The organism is Arcticibacter pallidicorallinus, assembly GCF_003002875.1.
GTDB lineage: Bacteria > Bacteroidota > Bacteroidia > Sphingobacteriales > Sphingobacteriaceae > Arcticibacter > Arcticibacter pallidicorallinus.
In genome coordinates this window covers 87,936-109,177 of record NZ_PVTH01000006.1, presented here as the reverse complement: position 1 = coordinate 109,177, position 21,242 = coordinate 87,936, and the positions used below count along the sequence as shown (strand labels likewise).

19 protein-coding genes and 1 other RNA gene are annotated in these 21,242 nt (G+C 44.6%); 11 read left to right on the top strand and 9 right to left on the bottom strand.

From position 1 onward, the window contains the following. Nucleotides 1-216 precede the first annotated feature (216 nt). The 7 genes from rlmB to B0I27_RS11335 all read left to right on the top strand — a co-directional run bounded on the left by rlmB (nucleotide 217) and on the right by B0I27_RS11335 (nucleotide 9,116). Nucleotides 217-981, top strand: coding sequence for a 23S rRNA (guanosine(2251)-2'-O)-methyltransferase RlmB (rlmB, locus tag B0I27_RS11365; RefSeq protein WP_106293379.1), 765 nt, complete (start codon nucleotides 217-219; stop codon nucleotides 979-981). Between the two features lie 51 nt (nucleotides 982-1,032). Then, nucleotides 1,033-1,731 (top strand): 3'-5' exonuclease, encoded by a 699-nt coding sequence (locus tag B0I27_RS11360; RefSeq protein ID WP_106293377.1) that lies wholly within the window; start codon nucleotides 1,033-1,035, stop codon nucleotides 1,729-1,731. Nucleotides 1,732-1,737: 6 nt separating this feature from the next. After that, nucleotides 1,738-3,642 carry a DUF294 nucleotidyltransferase-like domain-containing protein gene (locus tag B0I27_RS11355; RefSeq protein WP_106293375.1) on the top strand — a complete coding sequence of 635 codons (1,905 nt, stop codon included), beginning with the start codon at nucleotides 1,738-1,740 and terminating at the stop codon, nucleotides 3,640-3,642. Nucleotides 3,643-3,755: 113 nt separating this feature from the next. Beyond that, the gene (adhE, locus tag B0I27_RS11350; protein WP_106293373.1) at nucleotides 3,756-6,389 is read left to right on the top strand and encodes a bifunctional acetaldehyde-CoA/alcohol dehydrogenase; all 2,634 of its coding nucleotides are present in this window, start codon (nucleotides 3,756-3,758) and stop codon (nucleotides 6,387-6,389) included. 170 nt (nucleotides 6,390-6,559) lie between these two features. After that, nucleotides 6,560-6,754 carry a hypothetical protein gene (locus tag B0I27_RS11345; RefSeq protein WP_106293371.1) on the top strand — a complete coding sequence of 65 codons (195 nt, stop codon included), beginning with the start codon at nucleotides 6,560-6,562 and terminating at the stop codon, nucleotides 6,752-6,754. A gap of 24 nt (nucleotides 6,755-6,778) precedes the next feature. After that, entirely contained in the window at nucleotides 6,779-7,864 is a 1,086-nt protein-coding gene (proB, locus tag B0I27_RS11340; RefSeq protein WP_106293370.1) for a glutamate 5-kinase, read from the top strand. A gap of 4 nt (nucleotides 7,865-7,868) precedes the next feature. Beyond that, nucleotides 7,869-9,116 (top strand): glutamate-5-semialdehyde dehydrogenase, encoded by a 1,248-nt coding sequence (locus B0I27_RS11335; protein WP_106293369.1) that lies wholly within the window; start codon nucleotides 7,869-7,871, stop codon nucleotides 9,114-9,116. On the opposite strand, the gene B0I27_RS11330 is transcribed toward B0I27_RS11335, so the two are convergent. The 5 genes from B0I27_RS11330 to B0I27_RS11310 form a co-directional block, all read right to left on the bottom strand. Beyond that, nucleotides 9,113-9,646, bottom strand: coding sequence for a DUF6580 family putative transport protein (locus B0I27_RS11330; protein WP_106293368.1), 534 nt, complete (start codon nucleotides 9,644-9,646; stop codon nucleotides 9,113-9,115). The genes B0I27_RS11335 and B0I27_RS11330 overlap by 4 nt on opposite strands. 179 nt (nucleotides 9,647-9,825) lie before the next feature. Then, complete coding sequence (locus tag B0I27_RS11325) at nucleotides 9,826-11,214, bottom strand: sigma-54-dependent transcriptional regulator (RefSeq protein WP_106293367.1); 1,389 nt, start codon at nucleotides 11,212-11,214, stop codon at nucleotides 9,826-9,828. A gap of 497 nt (nucleotides 11,215-11,711) precedes the next feature. Continuing rightward, nucleotides 11,712-12,095: RNase P RNA component class A (gene rnpB / locus B0I27_RS11320), an RNA gene on the bottom strand. Nucleotides 12,096-12,103: 8 nt separating this feature from the next. Further along, nucleotides 12,104-12,541, bottom strand: a complete 438-nt coding sequence (locus B0I27_RS11315; protein WP_106293366.1) for a c-type cytochrome — start codon at nucleotides 12,539-12,541, stop codon at nucleotides 12,104-12,106. Further along, nucleotides 12,534-13,172, bottom strand: coding sequence for an SCO family protein (locus B0I27_RS11310; protein WP_181276756.1), 639 nt, complete (start codon nucleotides 13,170-13,172; stop codon nucleotides 12,534-12,536). The genes B0I27_RS11315 and B0I27_RS11310 overlap by 8 nt, the downstream gene beginning before the upstream one ends. Nucleotides 13,173-13,270: 98 nt before the next feature. Here B0I27_RS11310 and folB point away from each other — a divergent pair, with 98 nt between their 5' ends. After that, complete coding sequence (folB, locus tag B0I27_RS11305) at nucleotides 13,271-13,636, top strand: dihydroneopterin aldolase (protein WP_106293365.1); 366 nt, start codon at nucleotides 13,271-13,273, stop codon at nucleotides 13,634-13,636. A gap of 7 nt (nucleotides 13,637-13,643) precedes the next feature. Here folB and B0I27_RS11300 read toward each other — a convergent pair whose 3' ends face one another. Further along, nucleotides 13,644-14,069 carry an acyl-CoA thioesterase gene (locus tag B0I27_RS11300; RefSeq protein ID WP_106293364.1) on the bottom strand — a complete coding sequence of 142 codons (426 nt, stop codon included), beginning with the start codon at nucleotides 14,067-14,069 and terminating at the stop codon, nucleotides 13,644-13,646. A 147-nt stretch (nucleotides 14,070-14,216) separates the two neighbouring features. Here B0I27_RS11300 and B0I27_RS11295 point away from each other — a divergent pair, with 147 nt between their 5' ends. Continuing rightward, nucleotides 14,217-15,527: a nicotinamide mononucleotide adenylyltransferase gene (locus tag B0I27_RS11295; RefSeq protein WP_106293363.1), complete on the top strand. Its 1,311-nt coding sequence runs from the start codon at nucleotides 14,217-14,219 to the stop codon at nucleotides 15,525-15,527. Between the two features lies 1 nt (nucleotide 15,528). Here B0I27_RS11295 and xerD read toward each other — a convergent pair whose 3' ends face one another. Continuing rightward, nucleotides 15,529-16,425, bottom strand: a complete 897-nt coding sequence (gene xerD, locus B0I27_RS11290; RefSeq protein WP_106293362.1) for a site-specific tyrosine recombinase XerD — start codon at nucleotides 16,423-16,425, stop codon at nucleotides 15,529-15,531. 122 nt (nucleotides 16,426-16,547) lie between these two features. On the opposite strand from xerD, the gene aroQ reads away from it, so the two are divergent. Then, complete coding sequence (gene aroQ, locus B0I27_RS11285) at nucleotides 16,548-16,976, top strand: type II 3-dehydroquinate dehydratase (RefSeq protein ID WP_106293361.1); 429 nt, start codon at nucleotides 16,548-16,550, stop codon at nucleotides 16,974-16,976. Nucleotides 16,977-16,981: 5 nt separating this feature from the next. On the opposite strand, the gene B0I27_RS11280 is transcribed toward aroQ, so the two are convergent. Both B0I27_RS11280 and ribD read right to left on the bottom strand, forming a co-directional pair. Beyond that, on the bottom strand, nucleotides 16,982-19,117 hold the full coding sequence (locus B0I27_RS11280) for an LTA synthase family protein (protein ID WP_106293360.1): 2,136 nt from the start codon (nucleotides 19,115-19,117) through the stop codon (nucleotides 16,982-16,984). Between the two features lie 111 nt (nucleotides 19,118-19,228). Next, nucleotides 19,229-20,302, bottom strand: coding sequence for a bifunctional diaminohydroxyphosphoribosylaminopyrimidine deaminase/5-amino-6-(5-phosphoribosylamino)uracil reductase RibD (gene ribD, locus B0I27_RS11275; RefSeq protein WP_245925492.1), 1,074 nt, complete (start codon nucleotides 20,300-20,302; stop codon nucleotides 19,229-19,231). A 57-nt stretch (nucleotides 20,303-20,359) separates the two neighbouring features. Between ribD and prmC the strand changes: the two genes are divergently transcribed. After that, nucleotides 20,360-21,226, top strand: coding sequence for a peptide chain release factor N(5)-glutamine methyltransferase (gene prmC, locus B0I27_RS11270; protein ID WP_219905014.1), 867 nt, complete (start codon nucleotides 20,360-20,362; stop codon nucleotides 21,224-21,226). Nucleotides 21,227-21,242 lie beyond the last annotated feature (16 nt).

Below are 21,242 nucleotides of genomic sequence, written 5' to 3'. Positions count from 1 at the left end.
CAACTAATGAAAGGATCCCGATTTTTACAACAAGACTGTTTTTAGATATTAACATTGCTATGTGGATAACATGTTAGTGGAGGCGCTTTATCAGGGTGTTAATAGTCGCTAGATAGTGTTGAAAAGTTTCCATGATGTTAAAAACGAAAGCTGCGGGGAATTTATTAAGTATAATATGCGCAAAAAAACAGTAATTTGTCAGATAAATTTTTATGAATGAATACTAATTCCGACAGAGTCCGCAGGGAGCATAATCAAATGATCTTTGGTATCAGAGCGTTGATTGAAGCGATTAAAAGCGGACAGGATATTGAAGCAGTGTATGTACAGCGGGGCCTTACGGGTGCTTTGTTCAATGAGTTAAGAGTGTTACTAAAGGAAGCTGAAATAACCTATCAGCAAGTGCCCGTGGAGAAGTTGAACCGCATAACGCAGAAAAACCACCAGGGCGTAATCGGAATGGTGTCACCGATAACATACCAAAAAATTGAAGATATTGTTCCTCTCGTTTACGAAAAGGGTGAGGTTCCCTTGCTGTTGATATTGGATGGCATCACCGACGTGAGGAATATGGGTGCGATAGCTAGAACCGCTGAGTGTTCGGGGGTGCATGCCATCATCGTTCCTGTGAAAGGCTCTGCGCAGATTAATCCGGATACCATAAAGACATCAGCGGGCGCGCTATTTAACATTCCGGTTTGCCGTCATGAGAGTCTGAGCAAGGTTGTTCGATACCTGCAGGAGTCTGGTATACAAATTGTTGCCTGTACGGAGAAGACGAATGATTATTTGTACAAGGTTGATTTCAAAGGCCCTACAGCTATCGTGATGGGTTCAGAAGAGGATGGGATTTCTTCTGAAATTATCCGCGTGGCAGACCACTTGTCCAAGATTCCGATGAGTGGTACGATCGGTTCGCTTAACGTTTCCGTTTCTGCGGGAGTGATACTTTATGAGGCAGTAAGGCAAAGGACCATTTAAGAGGTCTTCGTAGTTTATTGAAAGGACATTAAACTAACCAATGAATTAAAGGTGAATGATTACTATTTATTTATAGATACTGAAACTTCAGGCCTGCCCAAACGCTGGGACAGGCCTTACTCTAAGGAAGGGAACTGGCCACATATTGTCCAGATATCCTGGGTGGTGTACTCCAGGAAGGGGGAGGAGCTTCTTCAGAAAGACCACTTCATTAACGACGAAGACTTTGTGGTGTCTCCAGGTTCGTTCAAGATACACGGGTTTTCGGATGAATACCGAAAGGAACACGGGAAGTCACGGCTCGAGATAATGAAAGACTTATCTGCAGATCTTTCGAAATACAAACCGATCATTGTGGGACACTTTACAGAACTGGATCTGCATATGATCGGAGCAGACTATTACCGTGCCCGGCTTCCAAACATGGCTCTATGTTGTCCGGCTTTCTGTACCATGATGGCGACAGTAAAGCTGGTCAGGAACCCGAGTGCCAGTTTTCTGAAACTGGGACAGCTGTATGAGCTGCTGTTTAATGAAAATCTGCGAAATCCTCATAATGCGTTAGATGATTCCATTGCGACTGCCAGGTGCTTCTTTGAACTCGAACACAGGGGCCTGATAACCGGCGAGATCGTTGCCTCCCAGCAGGGGCCTTTAAATAAAGTGAAGTTTACATCGAAGAAGTTCTCGTCTGTGCTTCCTGTGCTGTTCCTTTGCTTACTTACGATACTTATCACATTTCTTTTCTAAACAACTATGACACGTGCTGAATTTCTAAAAAATGTCGTCCCGTTCAATGTCCTGCCTGAAAAAGTGCTCCTGGGTGTTGCTGATCTCTTTCATGAAGTAAGATATGTTAAGGATACCGTCATCTATCAGCAGGAAGTGACTAAGATGAAGGGAATCGACATCATTGTTGAGGGAAAATATGAATCGTTTTTTTATGACAGTTCGCACGCCAGGCGCCTCGAAGAGCATCATGAGGCCGGCTTCTGTTATGGTGGAGTCTCGGTTCTCCTGAACAGGAAGCGCTCATTAAGGACCGTGATCGCAAAAAAAGGCACAGTGGTGTATTTTCTGCCGAGAAAAGATTTCAGGGCTCTATGTAATGCTTATGATGAGTTCTTTCATCATTTCACTGCCGACTTCGGTCGCAGGATGCTGAACGAAGAGTTCGCCCACTTCGCCAAAAAGCCCACTTCATTTGAAGAAAGTTATCTTGCCTCTGAACAACTTTACTCACGGCGGATAGAAAGTATCGGTTATCGGGATATTGTATATTGCTATCCGGATACACCCATATTTAAGGCTGCGGGGATTATGGCAGAGAATAAAACAAGCTGCATGATCGTCCGGAGTCCTGAAGGTGTGGTGGAAGGTTTTGTCACCGATATCACCCTGAGAGATAAGGTGATTGCTGCAAGGGGAGATGTTAATGCGCCCGTTATCGAGGTGGTTGACAATCCAGTGGTGACAATCAGCAGCCAGGCTTTTGTTTATGAAGCGGTGCTGATGATGTTTTCCACAAAGACGAAATATCTGCTCGTAGAAGAAAACGGCGTTTATAAAGGTATCATCAGCCGTAACCGCTTATTAAGCGAACAGGCGCAATCACCACTGGTATACGTGCAGTCGGTTAAGCTTGCGGTATCCGTTGAAGAGCTCCGGTCTAAGTGGCAGCAGGTGCCACAAATGATTACGCAGCTGCTGGGCCGTGGTGTAAATGCGGAGATCATTAATCAGATCATTTCTACAATTGCCGACACGATAGCTCAAAAAGTTATTGAAGAAGTTATTAAGCGCGTTGGCGAGCCACCAGCGAAATTTGTTTTTATGGTATTGGGGAGTGAAGGACGAAAGGAGCAGACCCTTAAAACAGATCAGGATAACGCGATCATCTACGAAGACAAGGCTAATGAGCAACGTGAGTTAGTGAGGGACTATTTTTTGAACTTTGCGAAGATCGTCTCCGAGAAGCTTAATTATATCGGCTTCAGTTATTGCACCGGTGGGTTTATGGCCAGCAATCCCAACTGGACTCATTCACTTTCCCATTGGAAACGCAATTATGAAAGCTGGATGGAGGAGTCACTTCCTGAGACCGTTATAAAGTTTTCAACCTTTTTCGACTGCAGATACATCTACGGCGATAAAACCATTATTTCCGAATTGCATAGCTTTCTCGACGCAAAGCTTCATGAACCGATGGAAAAGCTGTTTTTCCACATGGCGAATAATGCCGTTCAATATCAGCCTCCGCTGACGTTCTTCAAAAATATACGAACGATTACCGTAGGAGAGCAGGAAGTGTTCGATATAAAAAAGGCCATGACTCCTATCGTCGACCTTGTTCGCCTGTACTGTCTAAAGAACAGGATTTTCAAGACCAACACGGGCGAGCGTCTCAAAGCTTTGAAGGATATTAAGGTGTTTTCTGAATCAGAATTTCATGAATTAAACCAATCTTACTATTATCTGATGGCGATGCGATTAAAGAAGCAAGCCAGCCAGATTATACATGATAAGGCAGTTCCTGAGAATTATATCGATCCAAATAGTCTCACAAAGATTGAGCAGGTAACACTTAAGGAGATTTTCAGGACCATCGAGTCATTTCAATCCAGACTAAGACGTGAGTACACCAGTAATTTGTTTGGTTAAACATCTGATTTTAAATGACAACTGTCATTGAGGTTGTTGACAGCTGTCATACGCTTCAACATGGTAGGTAGGTATCTTTATACCATCAAATCACATAGATTAAACGTAATCAAATGAAACCTACTAACGCAGAAAAGCTTATCCAAAAAATTGAAAGAGTTCGTGAAGCTCAGAGATTGTACTCAACATATAGTCAGGAACAGGTTGATGAAATTTTTCGTCAATCGGCTATGGCTGCAAACAATGCCAGGATTTTACTGGCTAAGCTTGCAGTTGAAGAAACAGGAATGGGTCTGGTAGAAGACAAGGTCATTAAAAACCATTTCGCTTCCGAATATATATACAACCAATACAAAGATTCCAAAACATGTGGGGTTATCGAGACTGACGAGGCCTTTGGTATTACAAAGATCGCTGAGCCGATCGGTGTAATCGCCGCTGTTGTACCCACTACTAACCCCACTTCCACAGCGATTTTTAAAGCACTCATAGCGCTTAAAACCAGAAATGGTATCATCTTCTCACCGCATCCACGAGCCAAGAAATCAACTATTGCTGCTGCTAAGATTGTTCTGGACGCTGCTGTTGCTGCAGGGGCACCTAAAGACATCATTGGCTGGATCGATGAGCCATCAGTAGAATTATCTCAAATTGTCATGTCAGAGTGCGACCTTACGCTGGCCACAGGTGGACCAGGAATGGTTAAATCTGCCTATTCCTCCGGAAAGCCCGCAATTGGCGTTGGAGCAGGTAATACACCCGCAATTATAGATGAAACGGCCCATCTTAAGATGGCAGTAAATTCCATTCTGTTGTCTAAGACTTTCGATAACGGAATGATATGCGCCTCTGAGCAGTCTGTTATTGTAATTGACAGCATTTATGAGGAGATTAAGCAAGAATTCGAAGACAGGGGCGCTTATATCCTGAACGAAGAAGAAACGGAAAAAGTAAGGAAAGTGATTCTCGTAAATGGCGTTTTAAATGCCGGAATCGTAGGTCAGTCAGCTTACAAAATTGCCCAATTGGCAGGTTTTCAAGTGCCTGAGTATACCAAAATCCTTATCGGAGAGGTTGAATCTGTTGAAAGGGAAGAAGCCTTTTCCCACGAGAAACTTTCTCCGCTCCTGGCCATGTATAAGGCAGGTACGTTTGACGAAGCTTTAGAGAAATCTGTCCGCCTGGTTAAGTTAGGAGGCTTCGGACATACTTCAGTTTTGTATACCGATGAGGTTAAGTCGCATGACAGGATTGAATTGTTCGGCACTAAGATGAAGACAGGCCGTACGATTGTTAACATGCCATCTTCTCAAGGCGCGATAGGCGATATCTTTAACTTCAAATTATCTCCTTCATTGACTCTGGGATGTGGTAGCTGGGGAGGAAACTCTGTTTCTGAAAACGTAGGTGTTAAACATTTATTAAATATTAAGAGTGTGGCAAGCAGAAGAGAAAATATGCTGTGGTTCCGGGTTCCTGAAAAGGTTTATTTCAAATACGGTTGCATGCCTGTAGCATTGCGTGAGCTAAAGGATCTCGGCCGCAAAAGGGCTTTCATCGTAACCGACAAAGTATTATACAAGTTAGGGTTCATTGATCCGGTAGTTAAGGTATTGGAAGAGTTAGGAATTGAACATACTGTATACTTCGATGTGGAGCCAGATCCAACACTGGATACTGCAAGACGCGGAGCCGCTGAGATGATCAGCTTCCAGCCGGATACGATTATCGCACTGGGCGGTGGTTCCCCAATGGACGCAGCTAAAATTATGTGGGTGTTGTATGAACATCCTGAAGTGCGCTTTGAAGATCTGGCCATGCGCTTTATGGATATCCGGAAACGCGTTTACCGTTTCCCTGCAATGGGCGAGAAGGCAATGATGGTGGCTATTCCAACTTCTGCCGGAACAGGATCTGAGGTAACTCCTTTCGCTGTTATCACCGATGAGGTATCAGGTTTGAAATACCCCCTTGCAGATTATGAGCTGACGCCAGATATCGCTATCATAGATGCTGAGCTGATGATGAAAATGCCTAAAGGGCTTACATCCGCTTCGGGGATCGATGCGCTGACGCATGCTCTCGAAGCCTATGTTTCTGTCCTTGCTTCTGAGTATACCAACGGACTTGCGCTGGAAGCCATCCGCTTAATATTCAAGTATCTACCGGATGCATACAACGAAGGAGAAACCAATGTTAAGGCACGTGAAAAAATGGCGCATGCTGCAACCGTAGCAGGTATGGCCTTCGCCAATGCTTTCTTAGGTATATGCCACTCGCTTGCCCACAAACTGGGCGCTACTCACCACGTACCGCATGGAGTTGCCAATGGAATGCTGATCACTGAAGTGATCCGGTTCAATGCTGTCGACAATCCACGCAAGCAGGCTGCCTTCCCTCAGTACAAATACCCTAACGCAAAATGGAGATACGCCAGAGTAGCAGATTACCTGAACCTGGGTGGCGAAACTGATACAGAGAAGATCGAACTGCTTATCGCTGCTATTGATGATCTGAAAGCCAAAGTCGGCATACCTGCATCAATTAAAGAATTCGGTATATCAGAGAAAGCTTTCTACCCTACGTTAGATGCCATGTCTGAGCAAGCTTTTGACGATCAGTGTACAGGTGCTAACCCGAGATATCCGCTGATAAGCGAAATGAAGCAATTATATATTAATGCCTTTGAAGGAAAACCGAAGGCACCAACTGAAGAGCTCAAACTTGAAGTAGTGGTTGTAGACTAAATTAACTAAACTAAAGGAGAGAAACCCGGGAGCGTCAGCTTCCGGGTTTTTTTATGAATGTATAGTGAGATCAGAAGAGTTTTGATCTGCGGATGAACATTTCGCTATTCTGATTGCTTATAGACAGAAGGCGAAGTATCGTCTCGTATTTCGATTTAAACTTTATAATTATGTCGCAAAGCTTTTTCATGGTATTGATTGATGGCGTGCCTACCCGATTTGAAAAAGGTAGGATAATAGAGATAGAACCTTCCGGTAATGGAGGTTCAAAAATAATCATGGACGCGTCTCATGAGGCTGAGGAGCCTATTATATATTTCACTTCAGAGGCCTATGACGATGTAATGAAGTCATTTTTGTCTTAAAATTTAGTAGTTTTATGCTGTCTTATGAGCTTAAACTACAAACGTATTGTAATCAAAGTTGGATCAAACGTCCTAACAAAAGCAAACGGGCTACCGGATCTTGAGAGGATCGAACACCTGGTTGATCAGATCTCACGAATAAAAACGCAAAATACAGAAGTTATTCTTGTATCTTCAGGAGCTGTCGCCTCAGGAAAAAGCCTTCTGTCTGCGTCTGATAAATTCGATGCGGTTGCTACCCGGCAGCTATTCGCTTCTATCGGGCAGGTTAAATTAATCAATAAATATTCCGAGCTATTTGAGAAAAAGGGACTGGTATGTGCTCAGGTGCTTGTTACTAAAGAAGATTTCAGAGACAGGCTTCATTACCTGAATATGAAGAACTGTTTCCATATTCTTTTGAAACACAATGTAATACCTGTCGTCAATGAAAATGACGTGATATCGGTGACTGAACTGATGTTTACCGACAACGATGAACTGGCCGGATTAATTGCCTCCCAGCTAAATGCCGATGCATTAATTATTCTCACCAATGTTGACGGCATTTTTGACGGCGATCCTAAAGAAGCCGGTTCTAAAGTAATTGAACAGATCGACCAGGATTTCAAAGGTTTTTCGGGCATTATATCAGCTAAAAAGTCCGAATTTGGAAGGGGAGGAATGATGACGAAGTCCACTATGGCACAGAAAGTCGCCCGTTTAGGTATTGCAGTGCATATCGCAAATGGTACAACCCCCGATGTCCTTCCACGCTTACTGAAGAGGGAGGTTTTAAGCACTTATTTTGTACCCCAGAAAACCGCTTCGGGGAAAAAGAAGTGGATTGCTCACTCTGAGAATTACGCCACAGGGCTTGTCAGAATCAATGACGGTGCGAAAGTAGCATTGACATCCGCTAAGGCCAGCAGCCTTCTTCCTGTAGGACTGGTCGCTGTAGAGAAAGATTTCAAAAAGGGCGAAATTATCCGACTCATTGATGAGGCCGGTCTGAATATTGGTCTTGGCATTGCCGAATACGGTTCTGAAAAGGCTCGGGAGCGTCTGGGGGTTAAGAACCAGAAGGCCCTGATACACTACGATTATCTTTTCTTAAATCCACAAAATTAACAATATGAGTCTGAATAGCGTTTTTGAGGGAGCAAGATCTGCTGCCAGGTCTTTAGGCTTAATTACTGCCGAGAAAGTGTCCAGCGTTTTAAATGAGCTCGCTCATGAACTTTTGGTTAACCAGGAGTTCATGATTACGGAGAACCAGAAGGACCTGGGCAGGATGAATGTAGACGATCCAAAATACGACAGGCTGAAGTTGTCTGCCTCCCGACTGGAAGATATCGCGTCTGACCTTAGAAGTGTCTCACAACTGAATAGCCCCGTTGGTGGTGTCTTAAGTGAAAGGGAGCTTCCAAACGGACTTCAGTTAAAGAGGGTGCGCGTACCCTTAGGGGTTGTCGGGGTGATCTATGAGGCACGGCCGAATGTCACTATAGACGTTTTCTCTCTTTGCTTTAAAACCGGAAATGTAGCTGTTCTCAAAGGGGGAAGTGATGCTTCTTTCTCTAACGAAGCACTGATTTCTATCATTCATGGAGTGCTTGAGGCGAATAATATCGATAAGAATGTGGTGGTTTTGTTACCTCCGGACCGAAGTGCTACCGAGGCCTTGCTAAACGCAGTGAACTATATAGATGTGATTATCCCTCGCGGGAGTCAGCATTTAATCACTTATGTAAGAGACAACGCCAAAGTGCCGGTGATAGAAACGGGTGCAGGCATCGTGCATACCTTCGTAGATGCGTCGGCCGATCTGGAGAAAAGTAAAGCGATCATCCTCAATGCAAAGACCAGAAGAGTTAGCGTCTGTAATTCGCTCGACTGTTTGCTGGTACACAAACAGACTATCAATAACCTCGCTTTTCTGGTAGAAGATCTGCGCAGTTCAAATGTGGTTATCTATGCGGACGAAGAAGCCTTTAAGCAACTGAAAGGAAATTATCCCGATCATCTTCTCCTCCCTGCCAGTGATGAGCATTTCGGAATCGAGTTTCTAGATTATAAGCTGGCTATCAAGACAGTGTCTGATCTCGGCGAGGCTTTAGATCATATTGCCACCTATAGTTCAAAGCACAGTGAAGCCATACTTTCTGAAGATGAAGCGAATATTGACGCTTTTCTTACTCAGGTTGATGCAGCGGCTGTTTATGCGAATGCATCAACAGGCTTTACGGACGGTGGACAATTTGGATTGGGTGCTGAGATAGGAATAAGCACGCAGAAGCTACATGCCCGCGGACCGATGGGTCTTGAGGAATTAACTAGCTACAAATGGATAGTGAAAGGAAATGGACAGGTGAGAGCTTAAGCTCTCACCAATGCCAGCTTCGGGAAACCTTTTTCAAGTAGATAAAAGCCGCCGAATAATATTGTTCCGTAGATTGCATCTGCGATGATCATGTTTCTCAGGAAGGGAAGTCCCATTACATATGACTGAATCACTCCTCCCATATTGTGAGGATACCATGGGTATAGAAAAGCGAAATTTGTAATAAGGAAAAAGAAAATAGCTCCAGCAATTGAAGAAAGGGCTATTGATGTAGGGCTCACCTTACCGCGGATAGCGATACCACATGCTACCATCACGATAAAACCAATGTAAACAGCCATATTGAAACCGTTTCCGAGGAATATATCAGACACTGCCATAGCCATCAATGGAACTAAAAAAGCCAATGTCTTATTCTGAAACTGCGCACCTGCGAAAATAGCCAGAGCGCCGACTGCTGTAAAGTTCCAGATATGCGGAATATAAAGAGGAAGAGCCCTTGTGCAGGCAGCCAATAAGATTAAACCGGTTAGCACCAGAAATCTGGAGGAGAGTACCATTTTTGTCATAATACCAAAGTTAAAAGGAAAAACTGAAAGCAGAAAGCTTTATGTTTTTTTAGTGGTTCCAGTACCCGGCACTGCAGGCCTGAAACGGTGGAGGGCAAGGATTATCACTAACGAACGATCTTACCCACTATGCCACTTGTTGCTGTTGGAAGAAGCGGCATAGTGAGTGAGATGGAAGGCTACTCTGATCTTTTCAGACCATACTTCTCTATTTTGCTATACAAATGACTTCTCTGGATGTCGATATCATCCGCCGTTTTGGAAACGTTCCAATTGTTTTTCTGGAGTTTGTACTTGATATAATCCTTCTCCGATTGATCCTTGTACTCCTGAAAACTTGCAAACTGGTCAAAGTTAACCTGGGTGTTTTGCCAAGCAGCTGCTGTAGCGGTTGCCGGCTGCTCGGCTCCGGAAGGGTTCGCAAAAGTGCGGACATCATTCTCAGTGATCGTTTTTTCGCTCAGAATGATGAGCCTCTCGATCATATTCCGCAATTCGCGTATATTCCCCGTCCAGGGAAGCGCCTTGAGTGCATCAATAGCACCATCGCTGAATTTTTTAACCGGCATACCGTATTCTGAACAAATCTCATTGCAGAAGCTCTCGGCAAGTATAGGAATGTCGTCTTTACGATCAGATAGCGGCGGTACATGTATCAGGATTACGCTCAGCCTGTGGTAAAGGTCCATTCTGAAGTTGTTCATTTCGATCTCCTTCTGCAGATCTTTGTTCGTCGCAGCGACGACCCTAACGTTCACTTCAATTTCTTTCTCTCCACCCACGCGTGTGATCTTATTCTCCTGCAATGCACGAAGAACCTTAGCTTGCGCAGAATGACTCATATCCCCAATTTCATCAAGGAACAAAGTGCCTCCGTTGGCTTGCTCAAACTTGCCTATACGCTGTTTAACAGCCGACGTAAAAGATCCTTTTTCGTGACCGAAAAGCTCACTTTCTATAAGCTCTGAAGGGATGGCTGCACAATTTACCTCGATTATCGGTCCGTTGGCGCGGCTCGATTTCTCATGTAGCCATCTTGCTACAAGCTCTTTTCCGCTTCCATTGGCACCCGTTATCAAAACGCGCGCTTCAGTAGGTGCGACCCGGTCAATGGTGTCTTTAATCTTGGAGATAGCGGGTGAATTTCCGAGTATCTCCCTTACTTTGCTGACTCTTCGTTTTAGAACTTTCGTCTCTGTTACGAGATTTCCTCTTTCGAGAGCATTGCGGACGGTAATCAGCAAGCGGTTCAGATCGGGTGGTTTGGAAATGAAGTCGTATGCACCCTTCTTGCTGGCTTCTACGGCCGTTTCGATAGTGCCATGACCGGAGATCATAATAAAAGGAAGGTCTGGTTTGATAGCAAGTCCTTCAGAAAGGACCTCCATTCCGTCCATTTTGTTCATTTTGATATCGCAGAGAACGAGATCAAAATTTTGCTTTTGTATAAGAGCTAAGCCGTCAATGCCGTTATCGACATCTTCCACTTCATAATCTTCATATTCGAGTATCTCACGTAATGTATTACGAATAGCCCGCTCGTCGTCAACAATTAGAATTTTAGCCATAGTGTTCTATTTTTTGAACGCACAAAAGAAGTTTTTGTTTTTGCTAATGTATACAATTATATACAGTTTTGATTAGGTTGGTTAGAAAAACGCAACAAGTGGTATCATACGTGAAATACCAATAGACTGAGTCATGAAACCCACGTTCAACGTGACCACCGGTGATCAGCCTTCTAGACGCTGACGGTCAACGGTTAGCCTGCTGAGGGCTAGCGAGTGATCCGCGTGTGGCCAGCCGGTGGGTGAGGCCAGGGTGATGCCGCAGTGAGGCCACAGTGAGGCCACCTTTTACCGGGAAAAACGTGGCCTCACTGTGGCTCCACTGTGGCTGCATGGTAGCTACACCTACCGGCAAACCAGAGGCTGACCTAAAGCAGACTAGCAGCCGACCTAAGGTAGATCACCGGTAGTGCTGAGGTAAACCGCCGCATGGTATTCGGGATATTCACAACTTGAATGAAACGAAAAAGAGGGTGACCATGATTAATGATACACCCTCTTTTATAAGGTCTGTAAGCCGGGTTCTGTCACCCAAAGAGGGCTTCCATCATTTATCTAGCCATGTCATCGCTGACATGATCAAACGACCTACCCGCTGGCGCATTTGCGAAGCAAAACTAAGACGAGCAGCCTTCAGTCGCCAGCATATTTGGTCTTTCAACTCCTGGGGTTTACCGCGATGCATGTTGCCATACAAAGCCGTGAGCTCTTACCTCACGTTTTCACCTTTTCCCGAACCGCAAGCAATCCGGGTAGTTTGTTTTCTGTGGCACTTTCCGTACACATCAAAGATGTGCCCTTCCCGTTAGGAAGCAAGACGCTCTGTGTTGCCCGGACTTTCCTCCTGATATAAATACCCGGCGATGGAACAACCGTTACAAAGTTAAATTTATTTACTGATAATGCATGGCTTAAGATCAGTGGCTGCGTTATTTACATCGTATAAGCCCCGGTTGTTTCCAAATGTATTGGTTATATACGTTACCAGCGCAGCAATGTCGATATCCGGGAGCGTCGGGTTAGCGGGCATCTCCGAAGCATAAAGCACATTGTTAACTAGCATACTGTCGCTTACTCCATGCTTGATCCAGCAGGCGATCTCTGACTTGTGCTTTTTGAGGAAAGTGGTATCGGTAAGGGGTGGAATCAATTTACCTAAGCCCTGACCGTCGGACCCGTGACAATTCTGACAGTGCAGGTCGTATAACTTTTTCCCGTTGGTGTAATACCGGGCGTAGTTTAAGTCGTTCTCCGACTGGCAAGAATAGATGACCGAGCATACAGCTGTTATACAGAAAAGAAAGCCTGCGATCCTCCGCTTACTCATCGGTTTCTTTTAGCAACGTTTCCATATCGCCCATGAGCTTCGAAACCTGGTCTTCCTTGGTGCCGTCGTATGCGCCTCTAAGCCGTCCTTGCTTATCAACCAGAATGAACCAGCCCTGATGAATATATCCTCCCGGAGCATTGGCGTCTTCATTTACGGCGACGAGATAGTTACGCTCGGCCAGTGTATATACAGAGTCACGAGATCCTCTCAAGAACTCCCATTGGTTTCCTTCAATCCCCAGCTTCGTAGCATACTCCTTCAGTTTTTCGGGGGTGTCATATTTATAGTCAATGGTATGAGATGCTATTTTGACGTCCTCGTTGTCCTTGAATTTGTCATAGACCTTGAGCATATTACGGTGCATGACCGGACAGATAGAAGGGCAGGAAGTGAAAAAAAAGTCGGCTACGTAAATCTTGTTTCTAAAATCTTTCTCGGTTACAACCTTATTGTCCTGATTTACAAAACTGAATGAAGGGATAGTTTGATAGATCGTGTCGGTAACGGTTTTCCCGTCAACCGTACGGGTCACAGCTTCCCTGTTGCCAAGTATAGGCAGCTTTTCAGACTTTTGGTTGCAGGATAAAAACAGAAAACAGGATACCGGGATTATCAGACGAAGATTCATAGCGGCAAATCTAGCTCTTACTCAACTGGAATACAAGAAATTGATTTAAAACTGCTGTTTATATCATCCTTATTTCGCTGATAGTCTATATTTGTTACATGGCTGGAATTGTTAAAAGGATAAGTCTGGAAGGGGTAAAGATCTTCGCTTATCACGGTTATTTCCCGGAAGAGCAGATTGTCGGAACACCTTTTTCCGTTGATGTTTCTACAGAAATGGAAAGTACCGATGACGACTCTGATAAGCTGGAGCTGACAGTGGATTATGGACGTCTATTTGAGATCGTATCCGAAGAGATGAAGATAACCCGCAAGTTACTTGAAAAGGTAGCCTACAGTATTCTTAACAGAATCAAAGACGAATTCCCTGCAGTAAGTAAAATAACGGTTAGTATAACCAAACTCTCCCTTCCAATTAAGGGAGAGATCAGGAATTCCAAGGTAGAGCTTGCTTACGTGCGCTAGCCCCGCATTAGCATACCAAGGCTTCAAAATCGATTAACTTCTGGCGTTGTATTTCCGGGATCCTTTCGGGCCGGTTCTTTTCGTAATTGTAGAATATGCATACCGTTTTGCCCGTAGTGCAAATATCCTCACCACCATGCGTTTTGATGGTCAGGATGTACTCCACGGTAAAGCTGCAATTTTCAATCTTCGATATTTTAACGTAGGCATACAACTCGTCGTTGAAACGCACAGGCTTTTTATAACTCACCTCCGCTTTGCCTATAATGATTCCTCTGGTGTTACTCTTCCAGTTCACGATTTGCTTCCAATAGCCTGAATGGGCGATTTCGAAATAGGAAAGAAAGACGTCATTGTTGACCACTCCATAGGCGTTCAGATCGCCGAAGCGAATAGGGATATACGTTTTAAAATTGTAAGAATCAATGTTCATTTAACGGGGTTTTTGATGCAGGCTGGTTGGTTCTGCAGATGTATTTTCATAAACTATATTTGGAAGCTTTTTGTTTGGACCGACATGCGGAGGGATAAAAGCGAGTCGTTTTTTTGCTTCTACTGAATCAAAAGGCTAGTTTTGTGCATGGTCAGAGAAATACCCGAAACCAAGAGGAAGGCGCTAAAAATTAACTTAAACCCTAATATTTACGGTACGTTTGCGGAGATTGGTGCAGGTCAGGAAGTTGCACGTAACTTCTTTACAGCAGGTGCTGCTTCGGGGACGATAGCGAAAACGATGTCTGCCTATGATATGGTCTTTAGCAACGAAATTTATGGAGCTGAAGAATCAGGACGATATGTGAGCAAATCGAGACTGATCAAGATGTTGACCCATGAGTTTGATCTGTTAACCGAAAGGCTTGAAGGTCTGGCTTATGATAACAGGTGCTTTTTCTCCTTTGCCAATACAGTTACGACTTTAAACTACAACAAAACCAATGAGCCGCATGGCTGGGTTGGAATACGTTTTCAGTCTGAACCACATGGCAAAGCGAACGAAATTATACTGCATATACGTCTGTTAGACAGCGATGCCAGTTTACAGCAAAATGTATTGGGTATAATCGGCGTGAACCTTGTTTACGCTGCGTTTTTCCTGAACGGTGATGTACAGACCATGATTGAATCGCTGGTTGATAATCTCTCCATAGGATCTGTTGAGATTGACCTCATTAATCTGAGAGGACCAGTTTTCCAGCATGCCAATGATCGTCTGGTGAACCTTTACCTGATTGCCAAGGGTTTCTCGAGTGCAGCGATTTTTGATAAAGAAGCTGAGGTTCAGCAGTCTAAAGACCTGCTTTACAAGAAAAATATCATGATCCTGAGAACCAAGTACAGGCAGAAGTCGACGCCTAACTTTGATCTCTTCAACCGTGCTGTTGAGCAGTTTAAGCGCACTCAGGGTATCGATGATTCTAACCTGATCGTGCTTATTGAAGTGTTGATGTCGAACATGTTCGATGAAAAGAATGAGATCAATAAGGAGGATCTGGAAGAGTTTGCAAAGCGCGCCGAGGAGCTATGTGCTACGGGCAACCACGTCATTGTTTCTCACTTTTCGCGGAACCATAAGCTTGCTCAGTACCTGGCTAAATGCAGACCGAGCAGCGTAGGGATATCCACGAATATCGCGAATCTTAGACGAATCTTCAACTCCGCCGAGTATGGCGAGAACTACACCGACGAACTTTTGAGCTATGTCAGCGACTTGTTTAGCAAGAACGTGAAGCTGTATGCGTATCCTTACCTGAACAAGGTAACGAACGAAATTATTACCACGCAAAATATGCCCGTAAGTTATCAGGCGAAGCCGCTTTACGATTTTCTTATCCTAAACAACTACATCACCGACATCGAGAGCTACGATAAAAAAGACGTAAAAACGGTCTGATTTAGCTCCTTGGATGATATTGACGGATCATATCTTTCAGATAAGATTTGTCCAGATGCGTGTAAATCTCTGTTGTTGTAATGCTTTCATGTCCGAGCATGTCTTGCACTGCTCGTAAGTCTGCGCCGCCTTCAATCAGGTGGGTGGCGAAGGAATGTCTGAAGGTATGCGGACTGATATCTTTTTTCAAATTGATCTTTTGCGCAAGATTTTTGATAATCAAGAAGACCATCACACGGCTCAGTGCAGCGCCGCGTCTGTTTAAAAAGACATAATCTTCGAAGCCCGGCTTAACAGGCTGATGAACTCTGGATTCCTTAAGATAGATGTTCAAGTACTTAATGGCCTCTCCACCGATGGGCACCAGACGCTGTTTGTCGCCTTTGCCGATTACCTTGATGTATTCCACATCTAAAAAGAGATCAGAACGCTTGAGGTTTATCAGCTCTGAAACACGAAGTCCGCATCCATACAAGACCTCGATCATAGCCTTATTGCGCATACCTTCAGGTTTAGAAAGGTCGATAGCGTTGATAAGCTCCTGTATCTCCAGGATATTTAGCGTGTCTGGCAGGTTCCTGCTAAGGCGAGGGCCTTCCATCAGGGCAGCGGGATTATTTTCGAGACCCGCTTCCAGAACCAGATAATGGTAAAAGGTTTTTATGGCCGATAATACCCTTGCCTGCGAGGAGGGAAGCATGCCCAACTCATTCAACCAGCCCAGGAATACGCGCAGATCGTCTGTACTAACCGATTGCGGGTCCTGCCCTCCGGAGCTCCTGCAGAACTCCCGGAGTTTGCCTATATCCCTCATATATGCCTCAATGGTGTTTTGGGCCATTGCCCTTTCCAGCATGAGGTAAGACTTAAAACCTTTTATCGAAGTACTCCAGTTCATATTTTACTATATGACATCTTCAATTAAACTAGTATGTTTGAATACTCTCAGGATACACCTGAAAGCATCAAAGATGCTTAATTCAATTAAAACGATCACAATTAACCGGAAATACATTGTAGATGAAATTACAGATCATTAATGGGCCCAACCTTAATCTGCTTGGGAAACGAGAGAAATCAATTTACGGAGATACCAGCTTTGAGCCATTTTTCAGCAGCTTGCAGCAACAATACCCGCAGCTTCAGCTGGAATATTTTCAGAGTAATTGGGAGGGAGCGATAATTGATAAAATCCATGCTACAGGATACGAATTTGATGGCATAATCATCAATGCAGGCGCATATACCCATACGTCTTTGGCTATTGGAGATGCCATTGCCGCAGTTACCACGCCGGTTGTAGAAGTGCATATTTCAAACGTCCACGCCAGGGAGGCCTTCCGACATCATTCTTTTCTCGCCAAAAACTGCGTCGGCGTCATTGCAGGATTTGGCTTGAATAGTTATAAGCTGGCTATTGAAAGCTTTATTACAGAAGGGACTAAATAGATGACTTAGCCTGGTCGGGATGTTTGGTTTTGAAGGCCTTTTCGCCGATCTGTGCGGACGGTCTTCAAGGTTTTCTTATTGCGCTTTTTGATGTGTGGTTTTTCCCCCGGTTCTTTGAGGGAGTTGATGATCGCGAATACGGACAAAGCGTAATTTGCGCGGGCCTGCTTCATTAGCTGACGGGCCGCACTGCAGTTATCGTCCTTTTTCAATCGCTTGTTTTCCGTTTTGTATAAGGTACCGCCGGAGCCGTAACCAGCAGCTGCCTCAGCAGAAAACGCGGTGAATGACCCGAGGTTCATGCCAAAAAAAAGTTTTTGGTTGCCTTTCTCCAGCAGGTTGTTCCCTATGCTGAAGTATTTTGCATCAGACAGGGCCAGATGATATAATGTAGGAAATATGTCCTTATGCGAGCCGAACCGGCTAGTATCCATGCTACCATCCGGCTGATAACGTTCAGGAACATACACGTACAGCGGCACACCTCTCTGATCTGCCTGGCTTGACTCGTCAAAGTCGAACAGCATTAAGTTGTTATGGTCTCCGGTAGCCACGACGATCGTGTTTTTGGCGAGTGATGAATGCTTGATCTTGTCGAGAAATGCTCCCAGGCAATTATTTGAATACTGGAGAGCATTTAAGTTCTTGATGGCAAGACTTTCATCCACCAGCAGACGGTTTTTAATATCAGCGCTCAGTTCGATTTTGCCAGGTTTATAGCTTGCCGGAAGGTCAAACGGAGTATGATTGGTGGTGGTCTGAATGAACATAAACTGCGGGGCCTTATTCGTCGCCGACAATCTCTTGAATGCATATTCGAATAGATGTTCATCATAAGCTCCCCAATGATTTCCCTGAGCGTTTGCCATTTCACTGTAGATGTCGTGTTTGCCCAATAGCTTGTCAAATCCCTGATTTGGTGCAAGCTCGTGGATATTTCGCCAATTAGTTTCTCCACCGGTAATAAACGTCGTTTCATAGCCGGATTTCTTGAAAGGCAATGCGGTGCCGGTGGGCAGGGGCTTAAATCTGTAGCGGGACTGCGTTAAACTAACCGGGCTGTTGGTAATGAGGAATTCCAGGCTCTGAACGGTGGTGTTTCCGCTGGAAACAAAGTTTCTAAATACGATATCAGAGCGGAAATGTGGTTTAAGTCTTCCCATGAGGTCTGCCTTATCAGAGTCAAAGGTCATGTTGTAGTTGCTCATGCTCTCCATGAATACAAAGACTATGTTCGGTGGATTCTGCTCTAAGAAGGCACTTACCGGAGTAATGGAAAAAAGCTTCCCGAGGGCAGCCTCGTCGGAAAGCCTAGCCGGTATATCACCCCCTTGGAAATAATCTCTCGCCGCTTCTGCCGCATTGTTATAACCCAGCTCTTTCACTACATCTAACGCAGCGTGCTCAAGGTTTTCAGCTTTACCTCGCTCTGAAAAAGCTGTTTTGAGCGCATATACTCCATTTGTTGTGAGGAAATTAATAGCCTGACTGGGAGAAACAGCCGTGTCATGAGGCTGCAGGGGGAAGGTGCTTACCGATTGCCTGATGGCAAGAACAAAGATAATCAGCATGGCCACTGAACCGGTTATGCTCACCCATACTGGTACTTTTAGCCGGAAGCGACCTCTTTTGAATAGTTTGTTAACGAAGATGGCGTATAATGAGAGAACAGCGCCCCACAGAAGGAAGATCTTCAAAATCGGATAGTCTGACCATACCGAGGTCATAACGGCCTTGGTATCGTCGTCAATAAGGCCAAAGATCAAGATGTTGATATGAGACTGGAAGTAATTATAAAAGTACTGGTCTATAAACAGGATCAAGAGAAACAGACTGATCACCAGTCCGCAAAATGCCCAGACAAACTTTTCCAGAAATATCCGGTATCTGTCAGAGGAGCTGATCAGCAATGTAAGATACAGGATGAAGGGTACAATAAGGCCATAGCTGATCACCATGGTATCGAACTGGAATCCTCTTACGAATGCCCTGGCTGTGTCGGCCGGCATGCAGAAAATGTCGGAGTTGTGGAGCCTAACGATAAACGAGATGCGGAAACAGGTAAAAAGCAGGAGTTGAAACAGGTAGACACAGAATAGCTTGTAAACGCTAGTGTAAAAATGCTCGAACCTTTTGTTCATGATTGATAAGGGCGTGTAAATGACGCCGCCAAAAGTAGAATTATTTACAAAAGATTTTGAAAAAGTTCCCTAATATTTCTTCTGAATTAAGTATTCTACACAAAGGAGGTGTTAAGGCTTGACATTGAATAAGATATGAAGGCTGTCTTTTCCCACAGCAAGCACTTTTTCGTTTTCCGCCGGAAGGGTTGGGCCCTTGAGTCCCTGTCCCCAGTGCTGGTCACTTATGAAGATTCTGGCTTCGTCCCACAAGTCGGCTTTAATAAAAAGGTCTAGGGTAGCAGCCCCACCTTCGATTATAACCGACTGAATATCCAGGATATAAAGTTGATAAGCGATCATTTGAGGAAGATAATGATCAAAGTTTTCGATCTCCAGATATTTTACCTGTCCGTTATACTCCGTTTTGAGAGCGTTGAAAATAATGGTAGGCTGTGACTGATCCAGCAAATTGGACGAAAGCGATAGTTCAAGATTTTTGTCTATAACGATGCGGAGGGGTGGGCGGCCGTGCCATTCCCGGACATTTAATTGGGGGTTATCAGATACTGCTGTCGTCTTTCCTACCAAAATCGCATCTTCTTCCGTTCGCCATTTATGAGTTAGCACCTTTGCTTCGGGTCCGCTGATCCATTTCTGAGAGCGATCAGCAGGAGCAAAATATCCGTCGGCAGTCTGCGCCCATTTTAAAATGAAGTAAGGCCGTTGTTTGGTAATTCTCGTGAAGAAACGACGGTTTATAAAGTTTGACTGTTCTACGCAAAAATTCTCTGTTACTTTTATTCCGGCATTCCTTAGCTTCAACACACCCTTCCCGTTGACGGGATCGAAAGGATCCGGAGATCCGATGACCACATGCGGAATCTCATGTTTAATGATGAGGTCTGAGCAGGGTGGAGTCTTGCCAAAATGTGAGCATGGCTCCAGATTTACGTAAATGGTTGATTGGCGCAGGATTTCTGCAAAGTTATTAGGATAGCGTTGGATGACGTCATTAATGGCATTCACCTCTGCATGAGCTTTTCCATACTGCCGGTGGTATCCTTCTCCCACAACTTTCCCATTGTGGACCACCACGGAACCGACCAAAGGATTTGGGCTCACCGATCCCATACCCAGTTCCGCCAGTTCGAAACAGCGGGTCATATATTTTGCTTCAGGTTCTTCCAGATTGTTCCGCGTCATAATCAAGGCAGCAAATTTAGTTAATCATTTGTAGAATAATTTTTAATTTGCCCGAATATGACGATAGGAGAGATGGAACAGCGATTTGTAGCGGAGCTTACCGGGCAGTATGGTGAGGGCGAAGCGGTAAGCCTTGCAAATCTGGCAATCGGGGATGTTTGTGATCTTAGCTATGGTAGATCTTTTCAAAACAGAAGTAGGGATTTGTCGCCGGAGCAGGAGCTGCTTCTCTCGGAGATCCTTGATGGACTTAAAAAAGAAGTTCCTCTACAATATCTGATGGGAGTGGCTGATTTCTTTGGCTTGAAATTTAAGGTTGCTCCGGGAGTACTCATACCACGACCTGAAACAGAGGAACTGGTTGACTGGATACTGAAGGATGTAGCAAAAGATTGGACCAAAGAACGTCCACATCTGATCGTTGATATCGGAACGGGTAGCGGCTGTATACCCATTGCGCTGAAAAAAAAGCTGCCAGAGGTGGAGATTATTTCGGTTGATGTGTCAGAAGATGCGCTCGGGATAGCCTCGGCAAACGTGCTGCTCCACGAAGTCGACGTGAAGCTTATTAAAGGCGACGTGCTGGCCGGTTTGACGAATTTTGCTGCAGGTTCCGTCGATATTATTGTAAGCAATCCTCCGTATATCACCGGCTCCGAAATGGAGGGAATGCATGCTAATGTTTTAAATAACGAACCAGAACTAGCGCTGTTCGTGCCCGATGAAGATCCATTGTTGTTTTATCGTGTTATACTTGAGCTCGCTCAACACTGTCTTGTACCGGGAGGAAGCGTATATTTTGAGATCAATTCACAGATGGGAAATCAAATGCTTGCGCTGCTGGACAGATATGACTTTAAGGGTGAACTGAGAAAAGATATTTCCGGGCAAGACAGAATGATCAAAGCCCGGAGGAGTTTGTAAAGGTAAACCCAGGGGG

Bases quoted from the DNA above. Each gene is read 5' to 3' on its own strand.
- B0I27_RS11295 (WP_106293363.1), top strand. From the start codon at position 14,217: ATGGTCAGAGAAATACCCGAAACCAAGAGGAAGGCGCTAAAAATTAAC.
- adhE (WP_106293373.1), top strand. From the start codon at position 3,756: ATGAAACCTACTAACGCAGAAAAGCTTATCCAAAAAATTGAAAGAGTT.
- B0I27_RS11325 (WP_106293367.1), bottom strand. From the start codon at position 11,214: ATGGCTAAAATTCTAATTGTTGACGACGAGCGGGCTATTCGTAATACA.
- B0I27_RS11355 (WP_106293375.1), top strand. From the start codon at position 1,738: ATGACACGTGCTGAATTTCTAAAAAATGTCGTCCCGTTCAATGTCCTG.
- aroQ (WP_106293361.1), top strand. From the start codon at position 16,548: ATGAAATTACAGATCATTAATGGGCCCAACCTTAATCTGCTTGGGAAA.
- folB (WP_106293365.1), top strand. From the start codon at position 13,271: ATGGCTGGAATTGTTAAAAGGATAAGTCTGGAAGGGGTAAAGATCTTC.
- B0I27_RS11310 (WP_181276756.1), bottom strand. From the start codon at position 13,172: ATGAATCTTCGTCTGATAATCCCGGTATCCTGTTTTCTGTTTTTATCC.
- B0I27_RS11335 (WP_106293369.1), top strand. From the start codon at position 7,869: ATGAGTCTGAATAGCGTTTTTGAGGGAGCAAGATCTGCTGCCAGGTCT.
- proB (WP_106293370.1), top strand. From the start codon at position 6,779: ATGAGCTTAAACTACAAACGTATTGTAATCAAAGTTGGATCAAACGTC.
- B0I27_RS11315 (WP_106293366.1), bottom strand. From the start codon at position 12,541: ATGAGTAAGCGGAGGATCGCAGGCTTTCTTTTCTGTATAACAGCTGTA.
- rlmB (WP_106293379.1), top strand. From the start codon at position 217: ATGAATACTAATTCCGACAGAGTCCGCAGGGAGCATAATCAAATGATC.
- B0I27_RS11300 (WP_106293364.1), bottom strand. From the start codon at position 14,069: ATGAACATTGATTCTTACAATTTTAAAACGTATATCCCTATTCGCTTC.
- B0I27_RS11330 (WP_106293368.1), bottom strand. From the start codon at position 9,646: ATGACAAAAATGGTACTCTCCTCCAGATTTCTGGTGCTAACCGGTTTA.
- B0I27_RS11345 (WP_106293371.1), top strand. From the start codon at position 6,560: ATGTCGCAAAGCTTTTTCATGGTATTGATTGATGGCGTGCCTACCCGA.
- ribD (WP_245925492.1), bottom strand. From the start codon at position 20,302: ATGACGCGGAACAATCTGGAAGAACCTGAAGCAAAATATATGACCCGC.
- B0I27_RS11280 (WP_106293360.1), bottom strand. From the start codon at position 19,117: ATGAACAAAAGGTTCGAGCATTTTTACACTAGCGTTTACAAGCTATTC.
- prmC (WP_219905014.1), top strand. From the start codon at position 20,360: ATGACGATAGGAGAGATGGAACAGCGATTTGTAGCGGAGCTTACCGGG.
- xerD (WP_106293362.1), bottom strand. From the start codon at position 16,425: ATGAACTGGAGTACTTCGATAAAAGGTTTTAAGTCTTACCTCATGCTG.